Raw genomic sequence first — 20,597 nt, forward strand, 5'->3', positions numbered from 1 at the left:
AAATCTATAAGGGTCGTGCTATGAACAAGTCATATAAAAGTGTGTGGAACGAAGCGCTTGGGGCATGGGTCGCGGCATCGGAGCATACCGTTGCGCGGGGTAAGCGAAGCAAGTCGACAGTTTCGTCCGTTCTGGCGAGCGCCGTGCTTGACCGTGGCGGTGTCGAGCGCGTCGGCGAGCAGCTGGGCCCAGTAGTCGCTGCGCGCGCCGCCGCCGAGCAGCGACAGCACCTTCGCTTCGGTGCCGGCCGCGCGCAGCGCGTCGAGGCCGTCGGTCAGCGCGAGCGTCACGCCTTCGAGCACCGCATAGCCGAGCAGCGCGCGGTCGGTCGCGTGGTTCATGCCGAAGAACACGCCTTGCGCGTAGGGGTCGTTATGCGGCGTGCGCTCGCCCGACAGATACGGCAGGAACAGCGGCGCGGTGGCGAGCGCCTCGGCGGGCAGCGCCTCGATTTCGGCGAGCAGCGTCGGTTCGTCGGTCGAGGTGAGCTTGCAGACCCAGCGCAGACAGCTCGCCGCCGACAGCACCACGCTCATCTGATGCCAGCGGTCGGGAATCGCGTGGCAGAACGCATGCACGGCGGACGCCGGATTCGGCCGGAAGCTGTCGCCGACCACGCACAGCACGCCCGAGGTGCCGAGCGAGACGAAGCCGTCGCCCGGTTGCGTCGCGCCGATGCCGATCGCGCTCGTCGCGTTGTCGCCGCCGCCGGCCGCGACGATCACGCCCTCGTTTGGGGCGTCGCTCAGGCCGAATTCGCGTGCCACTTCGGGCCGCAGCGTGCCCGACGGCGCGCTGCCTTCGGCGAGGCCCGGCATCTGCGCGCGCGTCATGTTGCAGGCCGCGAGCAGCGAGTCGGACCAGTCGCGCTTCGCGACATCGAGCCACAAGGTGCCGGCCGCATCCGATGGATCGGACACCTTGCCGCCCGTCAGTTGCAGACGCAGGTAATCCTTCGGCAGCAGCACGCAGGCGGTTTTAGCGAAGATTTTGGGCTCGTGGCGCGCGACCCACAGCAGCTTCGGCGCGGTGAAACCGGGCATCGCGAGATTGCCCGCGACGCTGTGCAACTCGGGCGCGCGCTCGGTCAGTTCCGCGCATTCCTTGTCGCTGCGCATGTCGTTCCAGAGAATCGCGGGACGCAGCACGTTGTCCTGCGCATCGAGCAGCACCGCGCCGTGCATCTGGCCCGACAGGCCGATGCCGCGAATCTGCGCGAATTCGTCGGGATGGCGCGCGCGCAATGCCCCGAGCGCCGCGCGCGTGCCGGCCCACCAGTCCGCGGGATTCTGCTCGGCCCAGCGCTGATGCGGACGCGAAACCGTAAACGGGGAGCCTGCGGTGCCGATCACGCGTCCATCGGACGCAAGCAGCAGAACTTTCACTTCGGACGTGCCGAGATCGATGCCGAGGTACATGGGCGCGAAACCTGAGTCGTTGGGGATGCGCTACTTTAGCCGCACATCGCGCGCGCTGTCATGGGCATTAAGCCTGGCAGCGCGTGCGTCGGGGTCGGCGCGGAAGCGTGTGCGCGGCCTCGTGCGGGCCGCGCTGCGCTCATGCAGCATTCAGGCCACTTTCATGCCGCGCCGCGTTTCGCGAGCCACGCGTCGACCCGCGCGAGCGCACCCGCGAGCGCCGCTTCGAGTTCGGGCGTCTGCGCCATGCGGCCCCACAGCAGCCGGTCGGCGGCGAATGCGCGTAGCGGATCGGCGGCCGTGAAGAAGCCGTGCGCGACGCTCTCGTCCATCACGCCGTCCTGATACGCGTAGGGCAGCTTGCCCGTGTGCCAGCGTTCGAGAAAGCGGAAGAACAGCGCGGGCAGCACCGCGGTCGCGGCCGGCGTGACGCCGCGCGCGAAGCACCCAGCGAGCGTCGGCGCGATGAAGCCGGGCAGCTTCGAGAAACCGTCGGCGGCAACGCGCTGGTTCGTGTCGAGAATGTGCGGATTGCTGAAGCGTTCGAGCACGACGTCGCGATAACGCGCGAGATCGAGCGGACTCGGCGTGAGACACGGAATCACGTCCTCGGTCACGTAGTCGTAGGCGAACTGGTGAATGTCGGCGTCGAGCGTGCCTTCATGGATGTAGTTCAGGCCGACCAGCGTGCCCGCCCACGCAATGCAGCTATGCGGCGCGTTGAGAATGCGGATCTTCGCTTCCTCGTACGGCAGCACCGAATCGACGAGTTCCGCGCCGACCTTCTCCCAGGCGGGCCGCCCCGCGATGAAGCGGTCCTCGATCACCCACTGGATAAACGCCTCGCCCATCACGGGGCTTGCGTCGTCGACGCCGGTCGCGGCCAGCACGCGTTCGCGCACGTCGGGTGTTGGGCGCGGCGTGATGCGATCGACCATCGAGCACGGGCACGAGGTGTGGCCGTCGAACCATTGCGCGAGTTCGGTCGCGCCGCGCCGTGCGAGAAACTCGCTCATGCCTGCATGAAAGCGCTCGCCGTTGCTGCGCAGGTTGTCGCAGGTTTGCAGCGTGACGGGGCCCGCGCCGCGCTTCATGCGCGCGTCGAGAATCGCCGCGAGCGCGCCGTAGATCGTCGTGTGGCCGCCCGCGAGGTCGGCGGCGAGATCGGGGTTCGCGGTGTCGAGCCGGTCGTGTTCGTCGAGGTAATAGCCGCCTTCGGTCACGGTGAACGCGATGATCCTGCAGGCCGGATCGGCACCGGCTTCGATGAGCCCGCCGAGGCTTTCGCTCCACGGCAGCACGCGCTCGATCGAGCGGATCGTCTCGTAGGCGCGCTCGCCGTGCGGCGTGACGGTTTCGAGCGTATAGACGCCGTTCTGCGCGGCGAGCGCGTCGAGCACCGCGTTCATGTCGCCGCGAATATTGCCGACCGCGAGCGACCAGCGCGGCTCGTCCGGCAGCCTGGCTTCGTTGAGCCGATGCAGATACCACGCCTGATGCGCGCGATGAAACGATCCCGCGCCGATGTGCAGGATCACGTGTGCGGCCGCGCCGCTGCCTTGCCCGCTGTTCATGTATGTCTCCGGTTCCATGCAAGATGGATGCTCGACGCCTTGTCCGCGGCGCTCGGTGCGCGCGTTTCGTGCATAGGGAGCATTTGCTCTGTGTGTGAGCGAATGATCGTACCGGGCGAAACGAAAGTCAAGGCGAGGGCGACGGGTTTTCGTGGCGCAGCGCGGCATGGCATGCCGTGCGTTCGTTCATGACCGCATCGCCGGCTGGAAAAAACCGCTGTGCCATCGCTATTGCATTGCATCAAATTTGACTTTTTGGGCCTCGGGGCTAACCCGAATGCAAAAAAGTATCGGTCTGCGGTTTCTTTTCAAGTGGTCGCCCGTGCGTTTGGCGGGTACTTTTCGCTATACAAGATCAAGATCGGCGGTGCCTCGAATGGGCCGCTCTCATGGAGGCAGACAGTGCAACCTGATCTAGAGGTCGTGGCCGTCCGTCGCGACGAATCGTTCAAGGCGTGGTCGCATGGCTATCCGTATCGCACGGTGCGCTGGCACTTTCACCCTGAATACGAGATTCATCTGATCGTCGAGACGACCGGCAAGATGTTCGTCGGCGATCACATCAGCAGCTTCGCGCCGGGCAATCTCGTGCTGATGGGCCCGAACCTGCCGCACAACTGGGTCAGCGACGTGCCCGAGGGCGAGAGCGTCGCGCAGCGCAATCTGGTCGTGCAGTTCGGCCAGGAATTCGTGTCGAACTGTCTCGAGAGCTTTCCGGAGTGGCGCCAGGTCGAGGCGTTGCTTGCCGAGGCGCGCCGCGGCCTGTCGTACGGCCCGCAGACCTCGGCGCAGATCAAGCCGCTCTTTCTCGAACTGCTCGCCGCGCGCGGCCTGCGCCGGCTCGTGCTGTTCATGTCGATGCTCGAGATCCTGATGAACGCGCAGGACCGCGAGACGCTCGCGAGCCCTGCTTATCAGGCCGATCCGACCAGCTTCGCGGCGACCCGTATCAACCATGTGCTCGCGTATATCGGCAAGAACCTCGCGAACGAGTTACGCGAATCGGAACTCGCGCAGCTCGCGGGCCAGAGCGTCAGCGCGTTTTCGCGCTATTTCCGCCGCCATACCGGGCTGCCGTTCGTGCAGTACGTGAACCGCATGCGCATCAATCTCGCGTGCCAGCTATTGACCGACGACGAACTGAGCGTGACCGACATCTGCTTCAAGGCGGGCTTCAATAATCTGTCGAATTTCAACCGGCAGTTTCTCGCGGTGAAGGGCATGGCGCCGTCGACGTTTCGCCGCTATCAGCAACTGAACGACGCGAGCCGCGATGCCTCCGAGGAAGCGGCCGCGTGCGGCCGGGGTATCGACAACGCGCCGGCGATCGTGCTTGCGCCGGGCCTGCCGAAAAACGGCACCGCGTATCCGCTCACCTAGTCAATTTATCTAGTCCGTTTATGTAGTCCGCTGTTTTAGTCCACCTGTTTTTCAACACGCGTCGCGCTGTGCGAACCCACAGCGCGCAGGACGTGCTCACTTCAAAAAAATGGAGACAACCATGAAGCAAGCTGCTTTTCAGTCGAAATCCCAGTCGAAATCGTTGCCGTCGTCGATGACTTTTGCACGCCGCGTCGCGGCGCTCGCAGCCGGCCTCTCGCTCGTTGCGATGTCGGCCGCGCAGACCGCGCAGGCTGCGCCGCTCAAGATCGGCATGACGTTCCAGGAACTGAATAACCCGTACTTCGTGACGATGCAGAAGGCACTGAACGATGCGGCGGCGTCGATCGGCGCGACCGTGGTCGTCACCGACGCGCATCACGACGTGAGCAAGCAGGTCAGCGACGTCGAGGACATGCTGCAGAAGAAGATCGACATCCTGCTCGTCAATCCGACCGACTCGACCGGCATCCAGTCGGCCGTGACCTCGGCGAAGAAAGCGGGCGTCGTGGTTGTCGCGGTCGATGCCAATGCGAACGGTCCGGTCGATTCGTTCGTCGGCTCGAAGAACTACGACGCGGGCCTGATGGCGTGCGATTACCTCGCGAAGTCGATCGGCGGCAGCGGCGAAGTGGCGATTCTCGACGGCATTCCCGTCGTGCCGATTCTCGAACGCGTGCGCGGCTGCAAGGCGGCACTCGCGAAGTCGCCCGGCGTGAAGCTCGTCGATACGCAGAACGGCAAGCAGGAACGCGCGACCGCGTTGACCGTGACCGAGAACATGATTCAGGCGCATCCGAATCTGAAGGGCGTGTTCAGCGTCAACGACGGCGGCGCGATGGGCTCGCTCTCGGCGATCGAATCGTCGGGCAAGGACATCAAGCTGACCAGCGTCGATGGCGCGCCCGAAGCGATTGCCGCGATCCAGAAGCCGAATTCGAAATTCGTCGCGACGTCCGCGCAATTCCCGGCCGATCAGGTGCGCATCGCGCTCGGCATCGCGCTCGCGAGAAAGTGGGGCGCCAATGTGCCGAAGACGATTCCGGTCGACGTGAAGCTGATCGACAAGAGCAACGCGAAGGGCTTCAGCTGGTAATTCAGCTGGTAATGCAGGCCGCAGCCGCCGCGCGCGAGCATCATGCGCGGCGGCGCGCGGCAGAGGAACACGCGATGGACACGATTCTCAAGCTCGACAACATCAGCAAAAGCTTTCCTGGCGTGAAGGCGCTGCAAGGCATTCACCTCGAGATCGCGCGCGGAGAGATTCATGCGCTGCTCGGCGAGAACGGCGCGGGCAAATCGACGCTGATGAAAATTCTCTGCGGCATTTATCAGCCCGACGAAGGCACGATCACGATCGACGGCACGGCACGCCACTTCGCGAACTATCACGACGCGGTGGCCGCCGGTGTCGGCATCGTGTTTCAGGAGTTCAGCCTGATTCCGTATCTGAATGCGGCCGAGAACATCTTTCTCGGCCGCGAAATGCGGACCCGCTTCGGCATGCTCGAACGCGGCAGGATGCGCCGCGCGGCCGCGCAGATTTTCGCGCGGCTCGGCGTCGCGATCGATCTGTCGGTGCCGATTCGCGAACTGTCGGTCGCGCAGCAGCAGTTCGTCGAAATCGGCAAGGCCCTGTCGCTCGAGGCGCGCATCCTGATTCTCGACGAACCGACCGCGACGCTGACACCCGCCGAAGCCGCGCATCTGTTCACGATCATGCGCGAACTGAAGCAGCAGGGCGTGGCGATGATCTTCATCTCGCACCACCTCGAAGAGATTTTCGAAGTGTGCGACCGCATCACGGTGCTGCGCGACGGCCAGTACGTCGGCATGACCGAGGTCGCGCAATCGGACGTGAGCCGTCTCGTGCAGATGATGGTGGGGCGCCGCATCGAAAGCAGCTTTCCGCCGAAGTCGCCGCCGCGCGCCGATGCGAAGATCGTGCTCGACGTCGTGCGCCTGCAGTTGCTGAAAGACAGTCCGGTGCTGAGTTTCTCGCTGCGCGAGGGCGAGATACTCGGCTTCGCGGGACTGGTCGGCTCGGGGCGCACCGAGACCGCGCTCGCGGTGATCGGCGCGGACCCGGCCTACGTGAAGGAGATTCGCGTGAACGGCGCGGCCGCGAAGCTCGCCGATCCGGCCGATGCGTTGCGCGCGGGCGTCGGCATCCTGCCCGAAAGCCGCAAGACCGAAGGGCTCATCACCGACTTCTCGATCAGGCAGAACATCTCGATCAACAACCTCGGCAAGTACCGCTCGCTGCGTTTCTTTATCGACCACCGCAGCGAGGCGCGCGCGACCGCCGACATCATGAAGCGCGTCGGCGTGAAGGCGCCGACCATGCACACCGAAGTCGCGACGCTCTCGGGCGGCAATCAGCAGAAGGTCGTGATCGCGCGCTGGCTCAATCACCACACCAACATCCTGATCTTCGACGAACCGACGCGCGGCATCGACGTCGGCGCAAAGGCCGAAATCTATCTGCTGATGCGCGAGCTGACCGCGCGCGGCTACTCGATCATCATGATCTCGTCCGAACTGCCGGAGATCGTCGGCATGTGCGACCGCGTCGCCGTGTTCCGGCAGGGGCGCATCGAAGCCATGCTCGAAGGCGACGCGATCGACTCGAATGCCGTGATGACCTATGCGACCGCCGGTTCGCTTGGAGCTGCTCATGAACACGCCTAATCCTTCCTCTTCGCCCGAGACCTCGACCGTTGCGGGCAATACGCCGGGCGCACCCGCACGCTTCAGCTGGGCCGCGCTGAAACGCTCGACACTGTTCTATCCGTTCGTCGGCCTGCTGGTGGTCTGCATCGTCATGGTGTTCGCGAGCGACAGCTTCCTCTCCGCCGCGAACATCGAGAACGTGCTGCGCCAGGTGTCGATTAACGCGATCATCGCGGTCGGCATGACCTGCGTGATCCTGACGGGCGGCATCGATCTGTCGGTCGGTTCGGTAATGGCGCTCTCCGGCACGCTCGCGGCCGGTCTTATGGTGGCCGGCATGAACGCGGTGGCCGCGCTCGTGGTGGGTCTCGCCGTCGGTCTCGGCTTCGGCGCGGCCAACGGCTTCTTCGTCGCGTTCGCAGGCATGCCGCCGATCATCGTCACGCTCGCGACGATGGGCATCGCGCGCGGCCTCGCGTTGATCTACACGGGCGGCTATCCGATCGACGGCCTGCCCGACTGGGTCAGCTTCTTCGGCAGCGGCAAGATTCTCGGCATCCAGGCGCCGGTCGTCATCATGGCGGTGATCTACGTGATCGCCTGGGTGCTGCTCGAACGCATGCCGTTCGGCCGCTACGTCTATGCGATCGGCGGCAACGAGCAGGCGACGCGGCTCTCGGGCGTGCGCGTCGCGCGCGTCAAGCTGCTCGTCTACACGATCGCCGGCCTGACGTCGGCGTTCGCCTCGATCGTGCTGACCGCGCGTTTGATGAGCGGTCAGCCGAACGCGGGCGTCGGCTTCGAACTCGACGCGATCGCCGCCGTCGTGATGGGCGGCACGTCGATCTCGGGCGGACGCGGCTCGATTATCGGCACGCTGATCGGCGCGCTTTTACTTGGCGTCCTGAACAACGGCCTGAACATGGTCGGCGTGAATCCGTACGTACAGAACGTGATCAAGGGCGGAATCATTCTGCTCGCGATCTATATCAGCCGCGACCGCAGAAAGTAACGCTTCCTTTTCCCCACTTTTTCGCAGGACCATGCAATGACGACTCAATCCGACAAGCCGAACATGACCGCCATCGTCTGTCATGCACCGAAAGACTATCGCGTCGAACAGGTACGGAAGCCGCGTGCTGGCGCGCACGAACTCGTGATTCGCATCGCCGCGTGCGGCATCTGCGCGAGCGACTGCAAGTGCCACTCGGGCGCGAAGATGTTCTGGGGCGGCCCGAGCCCGTGGGTCAAGGCGCCGGTGATTCCGGGTCACGAATTCTTCGGCTATGTCGAAGAACTCGGCGAAGGCGCGGCCGAGCATTTTGGTGTGCAAAAGGGCGAGCGCGTGATCGCCGAGCAGATCGTGCCGTGCGGCAAATGCCGCTATTGCAAATCCGGCCAGTACTGGATGTGCGAAGTACACAACATCTTCGGCTTTCAGCGCGAGGTCGCGGACGGCGGCATGGCCGAGTACATGCGCATTCCGCCGACCGCGATCGTCCACAAGATTCCTGACGGCATCTCGCTCGAAGATGCCGCGATCATCGAGCCGCTGGCCTGCGCGATTCACACGGTGAATCGCGGCGACGTGCAGCTCGACGACGTGGTCGTGATCGCGGGCGCGGGGCCGCTCGGTTTGATGATGACCCAGGTCGCGCATCTGAAGACACCGAAGAAGCTCGTCGTGATCGATCTCGTCGAAGAGCGGCTGGCGTTGGCGCGCGAATACGGCGCGGACGTGACGATCAATCCGAAGAAAGACGACGCGCTCGCGATCATCCATTCGCTCACTGACGGATACGGCTGCGACGTCTATATTGAAACGACCGGCGCGCCGATCGGCGTGAATCAGGGCATGGACCTGATCCGCAAGCTTGGGCGTTTCGTCGAATTTTCGGTGTTCGGCGCCGACACGACACTCGACTGGTCGGTGATCGGCGATCGCAAGGAGCTCGACGTGCGCGGCGCGCATCTCGGGCCGTACTGCTATCCGATCGCGATCGATCTGCTCGCGCGCGGGCTCGTGACGTCGAAGGGCATCGTCACGCATGGCTTCTCGCTCGAAGAATGGGACGAGGCGATCAAGATCGCGAACTCGCTCGATTCGATCAAGGTGCTGCTGAAGCCGCGCGCCTGAGCGTGGCGCGCGGCCCATCAACGGAGACTCTATGAACTACGTCATCGGCGTCGATATCGGCACGCAGAGCACGAAGGCGCTGCTCGTCGACGAGCACGGCGCGATCGTCGCGCAGCATGCGTCGGGCTATCAGCCCGACACGCCGAAACCGTTGTGGGCCGAGCAGTGGCCCGCGGTGTGGCTGAGGGCGGTCGTCGCATGCGTGGCCGCTTGCGTGAGCGAGGCGAAGGCGGCTGGCGTCGCCGCGAGTTCGATCAAGGCGCTGTGCGTGAGCAGCCTGTACGGCGGCTCGGGCATTCCCGTCGACAGCGACATGCGGCCGCTTGCGCCCTGCCTGATCTGGATGGACCGGCGCGCGACCACGCAGGTCGACTGGGTGCGCGAGAACGTCGATCTCGACCGGCTCTACACGATCACCGGCAATGGCGTGGATAGCTACTACGGCTACACGAAGATGCTGTGGCTGCGCGAAAACGAGCCGGACGTATGGGCGCATACGCGCTATTTCCTGCCGCCGAATGCTTACGTGATTTATCTGCTGACCGGCGAGGTCGCGGTCGATCACAGTTCGGCCGGCAATATCGGCGGCGTCTATGACATGGCGCGGCGCGACTGGTCGGACGAAGCGCTCGACATGCTCGGCATTCCCGCGACGATGATGCCGGATCGCCTCGTCGAATCGTCGGACGTGGTGGGCGGACTGCTGTCCCAATGGACCGCGCCGCTCGGGCTCGAAGCGGGCACGCCGATCGTCGCGGGCGGCGTGGATGCGGCCATGGCGACGTTCGCCGCCGGCGTCACGCGCGCGGGGCAGCACGTCGCGATGATCGGCACGAGCATGTGCTGGGGCTATATCAACCAGCAGGTCGACGCGCGGCACGGATTGGTTAGCATGCCGCATGTTTTCAACGGCCAGCAGGATCTCTACGTATTCGGCGGCGCGATCACGGCGGGCGCGTCGGTCGCGTGGTATCGCGAGCAGTTCTGTCACGCGGAGATCGAGGCCGCGCGCGCGACGCCGCATGGCGATCCGCATCGGCTGCTCGAAGACGCGGCCGCGCAGGTGCCGGCCGGCGCCGACGGCGTGCTGTTCCTGCCGTATCTGATGGGCGAGCGCAGCCCGGTGTGGGATGCGAAAGCGAGCGGCGCGTTCGTCGGACTGTCGCTCTTTCATACGCGCGCGCATCTGTATCGCGCGGTGCTCGAAGGCGTGTCGTTCGCGCTGAAGCACAACATCGAGGCGGGACGCAAAGGCGCGCAATCGCTCGACGACAAACTGATCGTGGTCGGCGGCGCCGCGCATTCGGACCTGTGGATGCAGATCATCGCCGACATCACCGGCTATCCGGTCTACACGATCGAGCAGGACGTCGAAGCCGCGATGGGCGCCGCGCGGCTCGCGGCGGTCGCCGTGGGCCTCGTGTCGCGCGAAGCGGCGCAGGGCGGCTGGGTCACGCTGATCGAGCGCGCGCAGCCCGACGCGCGGCGCATGGCGTTATATCAGCAGCGCTTCGGCGTGTACGTGGACCTCTATCCGGCCTTGAAGCCGGTCATGCATCGCTTGCAATCATCATGAACGCTACTTTCGATTTTTCCGGCCGCTCGATTCTCGTGACGGGCGCATCGAGCGGCATCGGCCGCGCCACGGTCGAAGCCTTGTGCGCGAGCGGCGCGTCGGTTGTCGCGGCGGCGCGCAACGTCGGCGAACTCGCGCGGCTTGCCGAGGAAACCGGTTGCGAGCCTCTCGCGCTCGACGTCGGCGACGAAGCCGCGATCGAGGACGCCTTCGCCTCGCTCGAACCGTTCGACGGTCTTGTGAATTGCGCGGGCATCGCGTTGCTCGAACGCGCGGTGGATACTACGGCCGCGAGCTTCGATCGCGTGATGGCGGTTAATACGCGCGGCGCGGTGCTGGTCGCGAAGCACGTCGCGCGCGCGATGCTCGCGGCGCAGCGCGCGGGCAGCATCGTCAACGTATCGAGCCAGGCTGCGCTCGTCGCGCTTGAGGATCATCTGAGCTATTCGGCCTCGAAGGCCGCACTCGATGCGGCGACGCGCGCGCTGTGCGTCGAGCTGGGGCCGAGCGGGATTCGCGTGAACAGCGTGAACCCCACGGTCACGCTGACGCCGATGGCGGTGCTGGCCTGGAGCGATCCCGCCAAACGCGATCTGGCCTTGCAGGCGATCCCGCTGCGGCGCTTTGCCGAATCCGCCGAAGTCGCCGCGCCGATCCTGTTTCTGTTGAGCGAGGCGGCGTCGATGATTAGCGGCGTATGCCTGCCGATCGACGGCGGCTATACGGCGCGGTGAAGGCTGCGCGCAGGGCTTGCCGGAGCCGCCGGAGCGAGCGGTCGGGTTAGAGCATCGTGCGCACGTGCCACAGTTCGGGGAACAGCACGACGTCGAGCATCTTGCGCAGATACGACGCGCCGCTCGTGCCGCCCGTGCCCTGCTTGAAGCCGATGATGCGCTCGACCGTCGTGACGTGCCGGAAGCGCCACTGACGGAACGCGTCTTCGAGATCGACGAGTTCTTCGGCCATCTCGTACAGATCCCAATGCTCGGACGGATTGCGGTAGACCTCGAACCATGCGGCCTCGACCGAGGCATCGTGTGCGGTGGGCTGGGTCCAGTCGCGTTCGAGCCGCGCGGGCGAGATCGCGAAGCCGCGGCGCGCGAGCAGCCGCACGACTTCGTCGTAGAACGACGGCGTTTCGAGCGCGGCCTTCACCTCGGCGTGGATGTCGGGGCGATGCGCGTGCGGCTTCAGCATCTGCTCGTTCTTGTTGCCGAGCAGGAATTCGATCTGCCGGTACTGGTACGACTGGAAGCCCGACGAGCTGCCGAGATAAGGGCGCATGGCCGTGTACTCGGACGGCGTCATCGTCGCGAGAACGTTCCAGGCCTGCACGAGCTGCTCCATGATCCGCGACACGCGCGCGAGCATCTTGAAGGCGGGCGGCAACTCGTCGCGATGCACGGCCTTCAATGCCGCGCGCAGTTCGTAGAGCGCGAGCTTCATCCACAGTTCGCTGGTCTGGTGCTGGATGATGAACAGCATCTCGTTGTGATCCGGCGACAACGGATGCTGCGCGTCGAGCACCTTGCCGAGCGACAGATAGTCGCCGTAGCTCATCGATTCCGAGAAATCGAGCTGCGCGTCGTGCCAGCCAGGGTTGGCGGAATGCGTGGCAGAGGCGGTGGATGTGGTGGCGGTGGTGGATGTGGAAGCCGCCCCCGCCGCAGCGGAGCCCGCCGAACTCGCGGCGGGCGTGCCGGTTGCGCCCGTCTTCCCATGGCCGAACGGACAGCCTTGCGCGGGCGACTCTTCGGGCAAGCCCGGCGTGTGCATGTGATCGGTCATTCCATGATCCTCAAGTAACGGCGCCGCGCGCGGCGAATTCCGGCGCCCGCCAGGTTTCATGCACGAGTATGTCGCGCAGCGTCTCGACGGCGTCCCAGACGTCGACGAAGCGCGTGTACAGCGGCGTGAAGCCGAAGCGCAGCACATACGGCTCGCGATAGTCGCCGATCACGCCGCGCGCGATCAGCGCCTGCATCACCTCATAGCCGTGCGGATGTTCGAAGCTCGCATGCGAGCCGCGCCGCGCGTGTTCGCGCGGCGTGACGAGTTCGAGCGGAAACTCGCCGCAACGGGTCTCCACCAGTTCGATGAACAGATCGGTCAGCGCGAGCGACTTCTTGCGGATCGCCTGCATGTCGGTTTGCAGGAACACGTCGAGTCCGCATTCGACGAGCGCCATCGAGACGATCGGCTGCGTGCCGCACAGATAGCGGCCCACGCCGTCATCCGGCCGATATGTGGGGCTCATCTCGAACGGCGCGCGATGCCCCCACCAGCCCGAGAGCGGCTGCGCGAATGCGTTCTGGTGGCGCTGCGGCACCCACACGAAGGCAGGCGAACCGGGGCCGCCGTTCAGGTACTTGTAGGTGCAGCCGACCGCGTAGTCGGCGCCGACGCCGTTCAGATCGACCGGCACCGCACCCGCCGAATGCGCGAGGTCCCACAGCGCGAGGGCGCCCCGGTCGTGAATCAGTCTCGTCAGCGCGGCCATGTCGTGCATGTAGCCGGTGCGGTAGTTCACGTGAGTAATCATCGCGATCGCGGTGTCGTCGCCGATCGCGGCGGGCAGCTCGGACGGATCGTCGACGAGGCGCAGTTCGTAGCCGCGATCGAGCTGCTCGATGAGCCCCTGCGCGATGTACAGGTCGCTCGGGAAATTCGAGCGCTCGGAGACGATCACGCGGCGCCGCGGATCGCGCGCATCGGCGACCCGCAGCGCGGCCGACAGCAGCTTGAACAGGTTGATCGAAATCGTGTCGGTAACGACCACCTCGTCGCTCGCCGCGCCGATCAGCGGCGCGAGCTTGTTGCCGAGCCGGCGCGGCAGCGCGAACCAGCCGGCGTTGTTCCAGCTGCGGATCAGCCCCTCGGTCCATTGCGCGCCGATCACGGTCTGCGCGTGTTGCGCGGCCGCGGCCGGCGGCACGCCGAGCGAGTTGCCGTCGAGATAGATGGTGGCCGGCGACAGCGCAAACTGGTCGCGCAGCATGGCGAGGGGATCGGCGCTATCGAGCGCCACGGCTTCGTCACGATGGTTCATGGTGGTCCGTTGGTTCCGGGCGGGAGGGTTCGTCGGTTGATAGGTCGTGTAGCTGGCCGTGTAGCCGGTCGTGTCGCGGGTTCGGCGTGCCTCAGCGCGAGCCGGGCAGCGCGCGCAGCACCGCACGCACCGGGCTCGCGTCGAGCGTGGTCAGTTTGAGCGGCAGCGCGATCAGCTCGTAGTCGCCGGGTTCGACCGCGTCGAGCACGATGCCTTCGAGAATCGCCATGCGATGCGCGCGAATCCGCTGGTGCGCGTCCATCGTCTTCGATTCCTGCGGATCGAGCGACGGCGTGTCGATGCCGATCAGCTTGACGCCGCGTGCGGCAAGCAGATCGACGGTATCGGGCGCGACCGCGCAGAACGCGCTGTCCCAGGCGGCGGTCGGCGCGCTTCTGTAAGTGCGCAGTAAGACTCGCGGCGGCAGATCGTCGAGCGAGCCGGCCAGGTGTTGTGGCGTCACAACAGGCGATGCGCCGATGCAATCCATCACTCTGCATAAACCGAGATACGCGTCGAGCGGCACGTTGCCGATCGCGGCGCCCTCGGCGTCGTAGTGCAGCGGCGCGTCGGTGTGGGCGCCGGTGTGCGGCGACAGCGTGAGCCGCGCGACGTTGACGGGCGAGCCCGCTTCCATGCGCCACACACGCTCGATGCCGACCGGCGTGTCGCCCGGCCAGACGGGCGTGGCGGTATCGACGGCGGGGCTGATGTCCCAGAGTGTTGGCATGACCGTTTCTGTGGCGGGTGACGATCTTTAAATGATAGTGGTCAAGCCGCGAAATGTGATTGCGAAAAAATCTCCTTCTTAGCCCTGTCTTGGAACATAATTTGAGTCAAACGGGAAAGGGAGACCGAATATGAACGCGATCTCGCTCGACGCCACCGATTGCCGTATCTTGACGGTGCTTCAGCAGGAAGGACGGATCAGCAATCTCGACCTCGCGGAGCGCATCTCGCTCTCGCCGTCGGCGTGTCTGCGGCGCCTGCGTCTGCTCGAGGAGCAGGGCGTCATCGAACATTACCGGGCGTGCCTGAATCGCGAGGTGCTCGGTTTCGAACTGGAGGCGTTCGTGCAGGTGTCGATGCGCAACGACCAGGAAAACTGGCACGAGCGTTTCGCCGAGGCCGTGCGCGATTGGCCCGAAGTGGTCGGCGCGTTCGTCGTGACGGGCGAGACCCATTACCTGCTGCGGGTGCTCGCGCACAACCTCAAGCACTATTCGGATTTCGTGCTGCAGCGTCTGTACAAGGCGCCGGGCGTGATGGACATCCGCTCGAACATCGTGCTGGAGACGCTCAAGGAAGATTCGGGCGTGCCGGTTTCGCTCGTGAAAAAGAACAGCGGGCATAGCGCTGCGCACAACGAGCGCTGAGCGGGCAGGGGCGCCGCGCGGTGCGCGCGGCGGGACGTTTCAAAGCAATTTGAGGCCGTGGAACTGACCACTCTGGAACACGAGCGGCAGGATTTCGGCGGCGTTTTCGTGCACGCCGCAGCGCTCCACTTCGCCCACGAAAATCACGTGGTCGCCTTCCTCGTAGCGGCTGCGGTTATGGCATTCGAACCAGGCGAGCGCGCCGTCGAGCACCGGCATGCCGCTGTCGCCCGCCGCGTGCGACACGCCTTCGAAGCGGTCGCCCTTCACGGTCGCGAAGCGCTTGCACAGATCGAGCTGCGACGCGGCCAGCACGTTGACCACGTAGTGGCTATTGGCGCGAAACACCGGCATCGAGGCCGAACGCGTCGCGAGACTCCATAGCACGAGCGGCGGATCGAGCGAAACCGAATTGAACGAACTGGCCGTGATGCCGATCAACTGGCCCGACGCGGCGCGCGTCGTGATGACGGTGACGCCGGTCGCAAACTGGCCGAGCGCCTGCTTGAACGCGGCCTGGTCGAAGTTGGGTGGGCTGGCGCGCTTCATTCGGGCAGAACCCCCGGCACGCGCCGTGTGAAAGCCTGACTGACGCGCAGGCCGGTGCGGCTGGAAGCGAATGATTCGAAAGTCATGGTGAAAATCGTCGATTTGCGCCAATTTTAACTGCAATCGCCGCGTGCGCCGTGCCGCGGATGCCGGCGGGTCGTCAAACCGGCGTGTACTCGCGTAAAAATGCGCACCGGGGTTCGTTGCCGGGCATCCTGGCGGGACGATCGTCGGAGCCGTCGAAAAGCTTGTCGTTCGTCAAGGATTGCTGTGAACGTGGCGCAGACTTGTCCCCCTGACGAGCGCCGGCGTTCCTATACTCGATAAATGGCACGATTGCATGGCGGCCGGCGCGGACCGGGTGCGCAAATCAGGCGTGCGAGCGGCGTCGCGCTTCGGCTGGCTTTTACGCGGCGTTTTCGGCCCTATATACCGGACTCGGCGGCGGCGAAAACGCCGGCCACCGGTCCATTTTTCCGTATCTGATCTGGGGTGAACGTTATGAACGAGACGGCAACGCTCGGTGGCGGGTGTTTCTGGTGCCTCGAAGCGGTGTATCTGGGCGTCGAAGGCGTCAACGCGGTCGAGTCGGGCTATGCGGGCGGTCACACGCGCCAGCCGAGCTACGAGCAGGTGTGCGACGGCGAGACCGGCCACGCGGAAGTGGTCAAGGTCGACTTCGATCCCGCGAAGATCAGCTATCGCGAGATTCTCGACATCTTCTTCGCGATCCACGATCCGACGCAGTTGAACCGGCAGGGCAACGACGTCGGCACGCAGTACCGCTCGGCGATCTTCACCCATTCCGATGCGCAGCGCGAAACCGCGCTGCAGGCGATTCGCGAGATCGGCGAGGAGCGCATTTACGACGGCAAGATCGTCACCCAGGTGGTGCCGCTCGACGGCAACTACTGGCCCGCCGAGGCGTATCACCAGAACTATTTCGCGCAGCATCCGAATCAGGGCTATTGCTCGTTCGTGGTGGCGCCGAAGGTCGCGAAATTCCGGCAGAAGTTCGCGCATCGGATCAAGGCGGGGTGATTGGGGGAGCGGAGTCTGGGGCCGTGGTGGGCGTTACGGAGCCGCACGGAGCTTCAGTTCTTCCGTCTGCAGCGCGAATGAACGGAGTTCGTTCACACGGGCCACGGCGGCGGCCCGCGTGAAATCGTTCAGCTCTGTGCGTCGCCGGCTTCGCCTTCGCTTGCGCCCCGTGCGGGTTGCGCCGGCGCTTCGTCTCCATCCACCTCACGCGCCTGCGCGAGACGCGCGCAGGCCTCGACGATCTCCGCCGCCAGCTTCACGCAACTGAGCGGCGCCGATCCTTCCGCCTTGTTATTGACCGCAATCACGACCGGCTGGCCGGCCATCGCATAGCGCGCGGCCAGTTCGGCGAGCGACGCGCGCGTCGCCGGGTCTTCGTCGACGAGCCGGTTGAACGGCTCGTACTTCGCCTTCGCCTGCTCGTATTTGAAGCCGCCATGCAGACTCCAGCGCACGATCAGCGGACCGGCCGGCTCGCCGTCGAGCAGCGCGAGTGCGGCGGCCTGACGCAGTGGGTCGGGCATGCGCGCATGAATGCCGACGCAATAGCGCACGCCCGCCGCCTTCAGCATGCGGATGAAGCGCGGCGTGAGCAGACTCGCGTCGCGAATTTCGACCGCGTAGCAACTGCCGTCGGGCAGTCCCGGCAGCGCGTTGAAAAATTCCGCGAGGCGCTCGATAAATACCGCCGGCTGCGCGAGCATCGAGTCCGGCAGCGGCGAGAACTGGAACACGAGCGCGCCGGCCTTGGCGCCGAGTCCCGCGAGACAGGGCGTGACGAAGTCGTCGATCGCCATCTGTGCGTTCAGGAAGCACGGGTTCAGCGACACCGGCTCGCCGCGCTCGGCACGCACGGTGGCGTCGGTGATCGTCATCGGCGCCTTGACGATGAAGCGGAAGTGCTCAGGTACCTGCTGCGCATAGCGCAGGTATTCGGTGACCGTGAGCGCCTGGTAGAACGAGCGGTCGATGCTGACCGTCTTCAGCAGCGGATGCGCGCCGTAGGCGCTCAAGCCTTCGCGCGAGAGCTTGCTGTTGCTGTAGTCGTCGCCGTAGACGATGCCGCTCCAGCCCGGAAACGACCACGTCGACGTGCCGAGGTGGACTTGCGGCGGCAATTGCGCCGCGAGCGCGAGCAGTTCGGGTGAGGGCGGTGCGGCGAGGACGTCGCGGCTGCGGCGTTTTTTCGGGGTGTCGGCGGGAGCGGGCGGGGTGTTTGAGGTGTCCGGTGCGTCTGCCGTACCAGCCGCGGCGGCCGTGGCGGCGGGGTTGTCGGGCGTGTCGTATTCCCACAGCGAGGCGGCGCTAGCTTGCGCACGCTGGGCGCGCCGGGGTTGGGCGGCGGACACTGCTGGGCTGGCGGGTGCCGCTATGGCTATGGACGAGCCGGCGACGAGTGAGGCGGCATCGGCATCGATGCTGGTGTTGTCGAGCGAGGCTGCGGGCGCGGCATCTTCAGCCGCGGCGGTACGCGTCAGCCTGGCGCCACGCACGCCGCCTTTCTGCACCGGCAATACCGCAGCCTGCGGTTTATCCGCCGGCATTCCGAACAGATCGAACTGCGCGGCTTCGCGAGCCGCATCGTCCGGCTTGCCGTCGTTGCCGCTCAACGGCTTTTCAACTTCGTTCGTCCCGCTCTGGTCCATCAATGTCCGGCCTGCTGTTCAGGTTGCGCCGCGGCGTCTCACTTCACGCTTCATGCCCGCCGCGGCGCCCACCGGTCATGGCCGGGTCACAGCGGTTTTTCGTACATGTAGCGGCGCGACCACGGCAGGTTTTTCGCGCTGCGGCCGGCTTTACGGCACACCACCTGGAAGATCGACACGTCGTCGTTTTCGAATGCATACGCGCAGCCGGCCAGATACACGCGCCAGATGCGGAATTTCTCGTCGTCGACGAGCTTGCGGGCTTCGTCCGCATGCGCTTCGAAATTCTCCGCCCACAGATCGAGCGTGTGCGCATAGTGACGGCGCAGGCTTTCGACGTCAACCGGTTCGAGGCCGCCGCGCTGCATCGATTCGAGCGCGAGGCTGATGTGTGGCAGTTCGCCGTTCGGGAACACGTAGCGGTCGATGAACTCGCCGCCGCCCAGCGAGGTCTCGCCGCTGTCGGCGTCGCTCGACGTGATGCCGTGGTTCATCGCGATGCCGTCGTCGGCCAGCAGGTCGCGCATCTTCTCGAAGTAGCCCGGCAGATTCTTGTGGCCGACGTGCTCGAACATGCCGACGCTCGTGATGCGATCGAACTGCCCCTGGACATCGCGATAGTCCTGCAGGCGAATCTCGATCTGGTTTTCGAGGCCGGCCGCTTTCACGCGTGCGGTGGCGAGGTCGAACTGGTTTTGCGAGAGCGTCACGCCCACGCATTTCGCGCCGAACTTCTGCGCCGCGCGCAGCACGAGCGCGCCCCAGCCGCAGCCGATATCGAGCAGACGCTGGCCGGGCTGCAACTGGATTTTGGTCAGAATGTGATCTATTTTCTTCAGCTGCGCGGTCGCGAGGTCTTCGGTGCCGGTCTCGAAGTACGCGCACGAGTAGACCATGTTCTCGTCGAGCCACAGCTTGTAGAACTCGTTCGAGACGTCGTAGTGATACTGGATCGCTTTCCTGTCCGACGCCTTCGAGTGATTGAAGTAGCGCCGCGCGCGCGCGAGCTTGCTCGCATTGGTGACGGTGCTGCGCGCGAGTTCATAGCCGATATTGATGATGTCCGACAGCTTGCCCTCGATGTCGATCTTGCCCTTCACGTACGCCTCGCCGAGATTGTCGAGGCTCGGTTCGAGCAGATAGGGCAGCGCGGTCGCGCTCTTGACGTGCAGCGTGACCTGGGGCGCGGCGAACCGCCCGAAGTCATGCTGCTGACCGTCCCACAGCACGAGGCGTGCAGGCAGATTCGCTTTGGTTTTGACGTCTTCAACCCACTGCGCCAGCTTTTTCTCCCAGAACATGTGATCTCTCCGTGTTCGTTGATTTAAAGCAAAGCTTGTGTGGATCGCGATAGGGCGCGGCGCATTCCGCGGGCCGCGCAACGCAATCCGGCCGGCGCGCGTCGCCACGCAAGCGGCGCCGCCGGCATCATTCGTCGGATCAGGGCGACAGGCGGGCGATCTGCCAGCTACCGCTTGCGTCCGCGCGCGTATAGAGCAGACGATCGTGCAGACGCGAAGGCCGCCCCTGCCAGAATTCGATCGCCTCGGGCACCAGACGGTACCCACCCCAGTGCGGCGGCCGCGGAGGATTGTCGCCATATTGCAGGCTGATTTCGCGTTCACGTACTTCGAGCTGCGAACGGCTTTCAATCACCTGACTCTGATTCGAGGCCCACGCGCCGATGCGCGAGCCGAGCGGACGCGACGCGAAATAGGCGTCGCTGTCTGCCGCGTCCGTTTTGACGACGCGGCCCTCGATGCGCACCTGGCGCTCGAGTTCGATCCAGTGAAACAGCAGGCTCGCGTAAGGGTTCGCGCTCAGCTCGCGGCCCTTGCGGCTCTCGTAATTGGTGAAGAACACGAAGCCTCGCTCGTCGACACCCTTGATCAGCACGATGCGTGCCGATGGCCGGCCGCGCGGGTCGACCGTTGCCAGCGTCATGGCATTCGGCTCGGGCAGTTGGGCGTCGATCGCCTGCTGGAACCACGCGTCGAATTGACGGAACGGATCGTGGTCGACGTCGGCGACGTCCAGAGAGCCCAGCGAATAATTTTTTCGAAGCTCGGCGAGTGAGATCATGTTCTTATGCGAACGCTTACAGTCAGGCAAGTATAGCTAAGGCGCCAATTTTTTGCGCGCGAGCGGACGAGCGTGTCAGACGCCGCATGCCCTGCC

17 protein-coding genes and 1 pseudogene are annotated in these 20,597 nt (G+C 65.1%); 9 read left to right on the top strand and 9 right to left on the bottom strand.

Annotated features, from left to right (window positions below):
- Nucleotides 1–140: 140 nt before the first annotated feature.
- Nucleotides 141–1,418, bottom strand: a pseudogene (xylB, locus tag GXB81_RS17445) (xylulokinase); the annotation flags it as partial.
- A gap of 161 nt (nucleotides 1,419–1,579) precedes the next feature.
- Entirely contained in the window at nucleotides 1,580–2,992 is a 1,413-nt protein-coding gene (dalD, locus tag GXB81_RS17450; RefSeq protein ID WP_205989881.1) for a D-arabinitol 4-dehydrogenase, read from the bottom strand.
- A gap of 402 nt (nucleotides 2,993–3,394) precedes the next feature.
- Here dalD and GXB81_RS17455 point away from each other — a divergent pair, with 402 nt between their 5' ends.
- From GXB81_RS17455 to GXB81_RS17485, 7 genes are all read left to right on the top strand, one after another.
- Nucleotides 3,395–4,372 carry an AraC family transcriptional regulator gene (locus tag GXB81_RS17455; protein WP_167040927.1) on the top strand — a complete coding sequence of 326 codons (978 nt, stop codon included), beginning with the start codon at nucleotides 3,395–3,397 and terminating at the stop codon, nucleotides 4,370–4,372.
- Nucleotides 4,373–4,547: 175 nt separating this feature from the next.
- Nucleotides 4,548–5,468 (top strand): substrate-binding domain-containing protein, encoded by a 921-nt coding sequence (locus GXB81_RS17460; protein WP_205192780.1) that lies wholly within the window; start codon nucleotides 4,548–4,550, stop codon nucleotides 5,466–5,468.
- Between the two features lie 74 nt (nucleotides 5,469–5,542).
- Nucleotides 5,543–7,063, top strand: a complete 1,521-nt coding sequence (locus tag GXB81_RS17465) for a sugar ABC transporter ATP-binding protein (protein WP_205989882.1) — start codon at nucleotides 5,543–5,545, stop codon at nucleotides 7,061–7,063.
- Nucleotides 7,050–8,057: an ABC transporter permease gene (locus GXB81_RS17470; protein ID WP_167040937.1), complete on the top strand. Its 1,008-nt coding sequence runs from the start codon at nucleotides 7,050–7,052 to the stop codon at nucleotides 8,055–8,057. The genes GXB81_RS17465 and GXB81_RS17470 overlap by 14 nt, the downstream gene beginning before the upstream one ends.
- A 36-nt stretch (nucleotides 8,058–8,093) precedes the next feature.
- On the top strand, nucleotides 8,094–9,182 hold the full coding sequence (locus tag GXB81_RS17475) for an alcohol dehydrogenase catalytic domain-containing protein (protein ID WP_167040940.1): 1,089 nt from the start codon (nucleotides 8,094–8,096) through the stop codon (nucleotides 9,180–9,182).
- A gap of 31 nt (nucleotides 9,183–9,213) precedes the next feature.
- On the top strand, nucleotides 9,214–10,758 hold the full coding sequence (locus tag GXB81_RS17480; RefSeq protein ID WP_205989883.1) for an FGGY-family carbohydrate kinase: 1,545 nt from the start codon (nucleotides 9,214–9,216) through the stop codon (nucleotides 10,756–10,758).
- On the top strand, nucleotides 10,755–11,492 hold the full coding sequence (locus tag GXB81_RS17485) for an SDR family oxidoreductase (protein ID WP_205989884.1): 738 nt from the start codon (nucleotides 10,755–10,757) through the stop codon (nucleotides 11,490–11,492). Before GXB81_RS17480 ends, GXB81_RS17485 begins: the two co-directional genes overlap by 4 nt.
- A gap of 46 nt (nucleotides 11,493–11,538) precedes the next feature.
- On the opposite strand, the gene kynA is transcribed toward GXB81_RS17485, so the two are convergent.
- From kynA to kynB, 3 genes are all read right to left on the bottom strand, one after another.
- Nucleotides 11,539–12,546, bottom strand: a complete 1,008-nt coding sequence (gene kynA / locus GXB81_RS17490) for a tryptophan 2,3-dioxygenase (protein ID WP_205989885.1) — start codon at nucleotides 12,544–12,546, stop codon at nucleotides 11,539–11,541.
- Nucleotides 12,547–12,556: 10 nt separating this feature from the next.
- Nucleotides 12,557–13,807 (bottom strand): kynureninase, encoded by a 1,251-nt coding sequence (kynU, locus tag GXB81_RS17495; protein ID WP_167283992.1) that lies wholly within the window; start codon nucleotides 13,805–13,807, stop codon nucleotides 12,557–12,559.
- A gap of 91 nt (nucleotides 13,808–13,898) precedes the next feature.
- Nucleotides 13,899–14,537, bottom strand: coding sequence for an arylformamidase (gene kynB / locus GXB81_RS17500; protein ID WP_205989886.1), 639 nt, complete (start codon nucleotides 14,535–14,537; stop codon nucleotides 13,899–13,901).
- A gap of 130 nt (nucleotides 14,538–14,667) precedes the next feature.
- Between kynB and GXB81_RS17505 the strand changes: the two genes are divergently transcribed.
- Entirely contained in the window at nucleotides 14,668–15,183 is a 516-nt protein-coding gene (locus GXB81_RS17505) for an Lrp/AsnC family transcriptional regulator (protein ID WP_167040960.1), read from the top strand.
- A 39-nt stretch (nucleotides 15,184–15,222) separates the two neighbouring features.
- On the opposite strand, the gene GXB81_RS17510 is transcribed toward GXB81_RS17505, so the two are convergent.
- On the bottom strand, nucleotides 15,223–15,732 hold the full coding sequence (locus GXB81_RS17510) for a flavin reductase family protein (RefSeq protein ID WP_205989887.1): 510 nt from the start codon (nucleotides 15,730–15,732) through the stop codon (nucleotides 15,223–15,225).
- Nucleotides 15,733–16,233: 501 nt separating this feature from the next.
- Here GXB81_RS17510 and msrA point away from each other — a divergent pair.
- On the top strand, nucleotides 16,234–16,773 hold the full coding sequence (gene msrA / locus GXB81_RS17515; RefSeq protein ID WP_167040966.1) for a peptide-methionine (S)-S-oxide reductase MsrA: 540 nt from the start codon (nucleotides 16,234–16,236) through the stop codon (nucleotides 16,771–16,773).
- A 128-nt stretch (nucleotides 16,774–16,901) separates the two neighbouring features.
- Here the strand turns inward: msrA and GXB81_RS17520 are convergent, their stop codons facing one another.
- The 3 genes from GXB81_RS17520 to pdxH all read right to left on the bottom strand — a co-directional run bounded on the left by GXB81_RS17520 (nucleotide 16,902) and on the right by pdxH (nucleotide 20,501).
- Complete coding sequence (locus GXB81_RS17520) at nucleotides 16,902–18,419, bottom strand: DUF72 domain-containing protein (protein ID WP_205989888.1); 1,518 nt, start codon at nucleotides 18,417–18,419, stop codon at nucleotides 16,902–16,904.
- An 86-nt stretch (nucleotides 18,420–18,505) separates the two neighbouring features.
- On the bottom strand, nucleotides 18,506–19,720 hold the full coding sequence (locus tag GXB81_RS17525) for a cyclopropane-fatty-acyl-phospholipid synthase family protein (protein WP_205989889.1): 1,215 nt from the start codon (nucleotides 19,718–19,720) through the stop codon (nucleotides 18,506–18,508).
- Nucleotides 19,721–19,859: 139 nt separating this feature from the next.
- A complete protein-coding gene (gene pdxH, locus GXB81_RS17530; protein WP_167283995.1) occupies nucleotides 19,860–20,501 on the bottom strand; it encodes a pyridoxamine 5'-phosphate oxidase in 642 nt (213 codons plus the stop codon).
- Nucleotides 20,502–20,597 lie beyond the last annotated feature (96 nt).

The sequence above is a fragment of the Paraburkholderia sp. Ac-20336 genome, assembly GCF_017105025.1.
Classification (GTDB): Bacteria; Pseudomonadota; Gammaproteobacteria; order Burkholderiales; family Burkholderiaceae; genus Paraburkholderia.

Bases quoted from the DNA above. Each gene is read 5' to 3' on its own strand.
- dalD (WP_205989881.1), bottom strand. From the start codon at position 2,992: ATGAACAGCGGGCAAGGCAGCGGCGCGGCCGCACACGTGATCCTGCAC.
- GXB81_RS17460 (WP_205192780.1), top strand. From the start codon at position 4,548: ATGACTTTTGCACGCCGCGTCGCGGCGCTCGCAGCCGGCCTCTCGCTC.
- GXB81_RS17465 (WP_205989882.1), top strand. From the start codon at position 5,543: ATGGACACGATTCTCAAGCTCGACAACATCAGCAAAAGCTTTCCTGGC.
- GXB81_RS17470 (WP_167040937.1), top strand. From the start codon at position 7,050: ATGAACACGCCTAATCCTTCCTCTTCGCCCGAGACCTCGACCGTTGCG.
- GXB81_RS17475 (WP_167040940.1), top strand. From the start codon at position 8,094: ATGACGACTCAATCCGACAAGCCGAACATGACCGCCATCGTCTGTCAT.
- GXB81_RS17480 (WP_205989883.1), top strand. From the start codon at position 9,214: ATGAACTACGTCATCGGCGTCGATATCGGCACGCAGAGCACGAAGGCG.
- GXB81_RS17485 (WP_205989884.1), top strand. From the start codon at position 10,755: ATGAACGCTACTTTCGATTTTTCCGGCCGCTCGATTCTCGTGACGGGC.
- kynA (WP_205989885.1), bottom strand. From the start codon at position 12,546: ATGACCGATCACATGCACACGCCGGGCTTGCCCGAAGAGTCGCCCGCG.
- kynU (WP_167283992.1), bottom strand. From the start codon at position 13,807: ATGAACCATCGTGACGAAGCCGTGGCGCTCGATAGCGCCGATCCCCTC.
- kynB (WP_205989886.1), bottom strand. From the start codon at position 14,537: ATGCCAACACTCTGGGACATCAGCCCCGCCGTCGATACCGCCACGCCC.
- GXB81_RS17505 (WP_167040960.1), top strand. From the start codon at position 14,668: ATGAACGCGATCTCGCTCGACGCCACCGATTGCCGTATCTTGACGGTG.
- GXB81_RS17510 (WP_205989887.1), bottom strand. From the start codon at position 15,732: ATGAAGCGCGCCAGCCCACCCAACTTCGACCAGGCCGCGTTCAAGCAG.
- msrA (WP_167040966.1), top strand. From the start codon at position 16,234: ATGAACGAGACGGCAACGCTCGGTGGCGGGTGTTTCTGGTGCCTCGAA.
- GXB81_RS17520 (WP_205989888.1), bottom strand. From the start codon at position 18,419: ATGGACCAGAGCGGGACGAACGAAGTTGAAAAGCCGTTGAGCGGCAAC.
- GXB81_RS17525 (WP_205989889.1), bottom strand. From the start codon at position 19,720: ATGTTCTGGGAGAAAAAGCTGGCGCAGTGGGTTGAAGACGTCAAAACC.
- pdxH (WP_167283995.1), bottom strand. From the start codon at position 20,501: ATGATCTCACTCGCCGAGCTTCGAAAAAATTATTCGCTGGGCTCTCTG.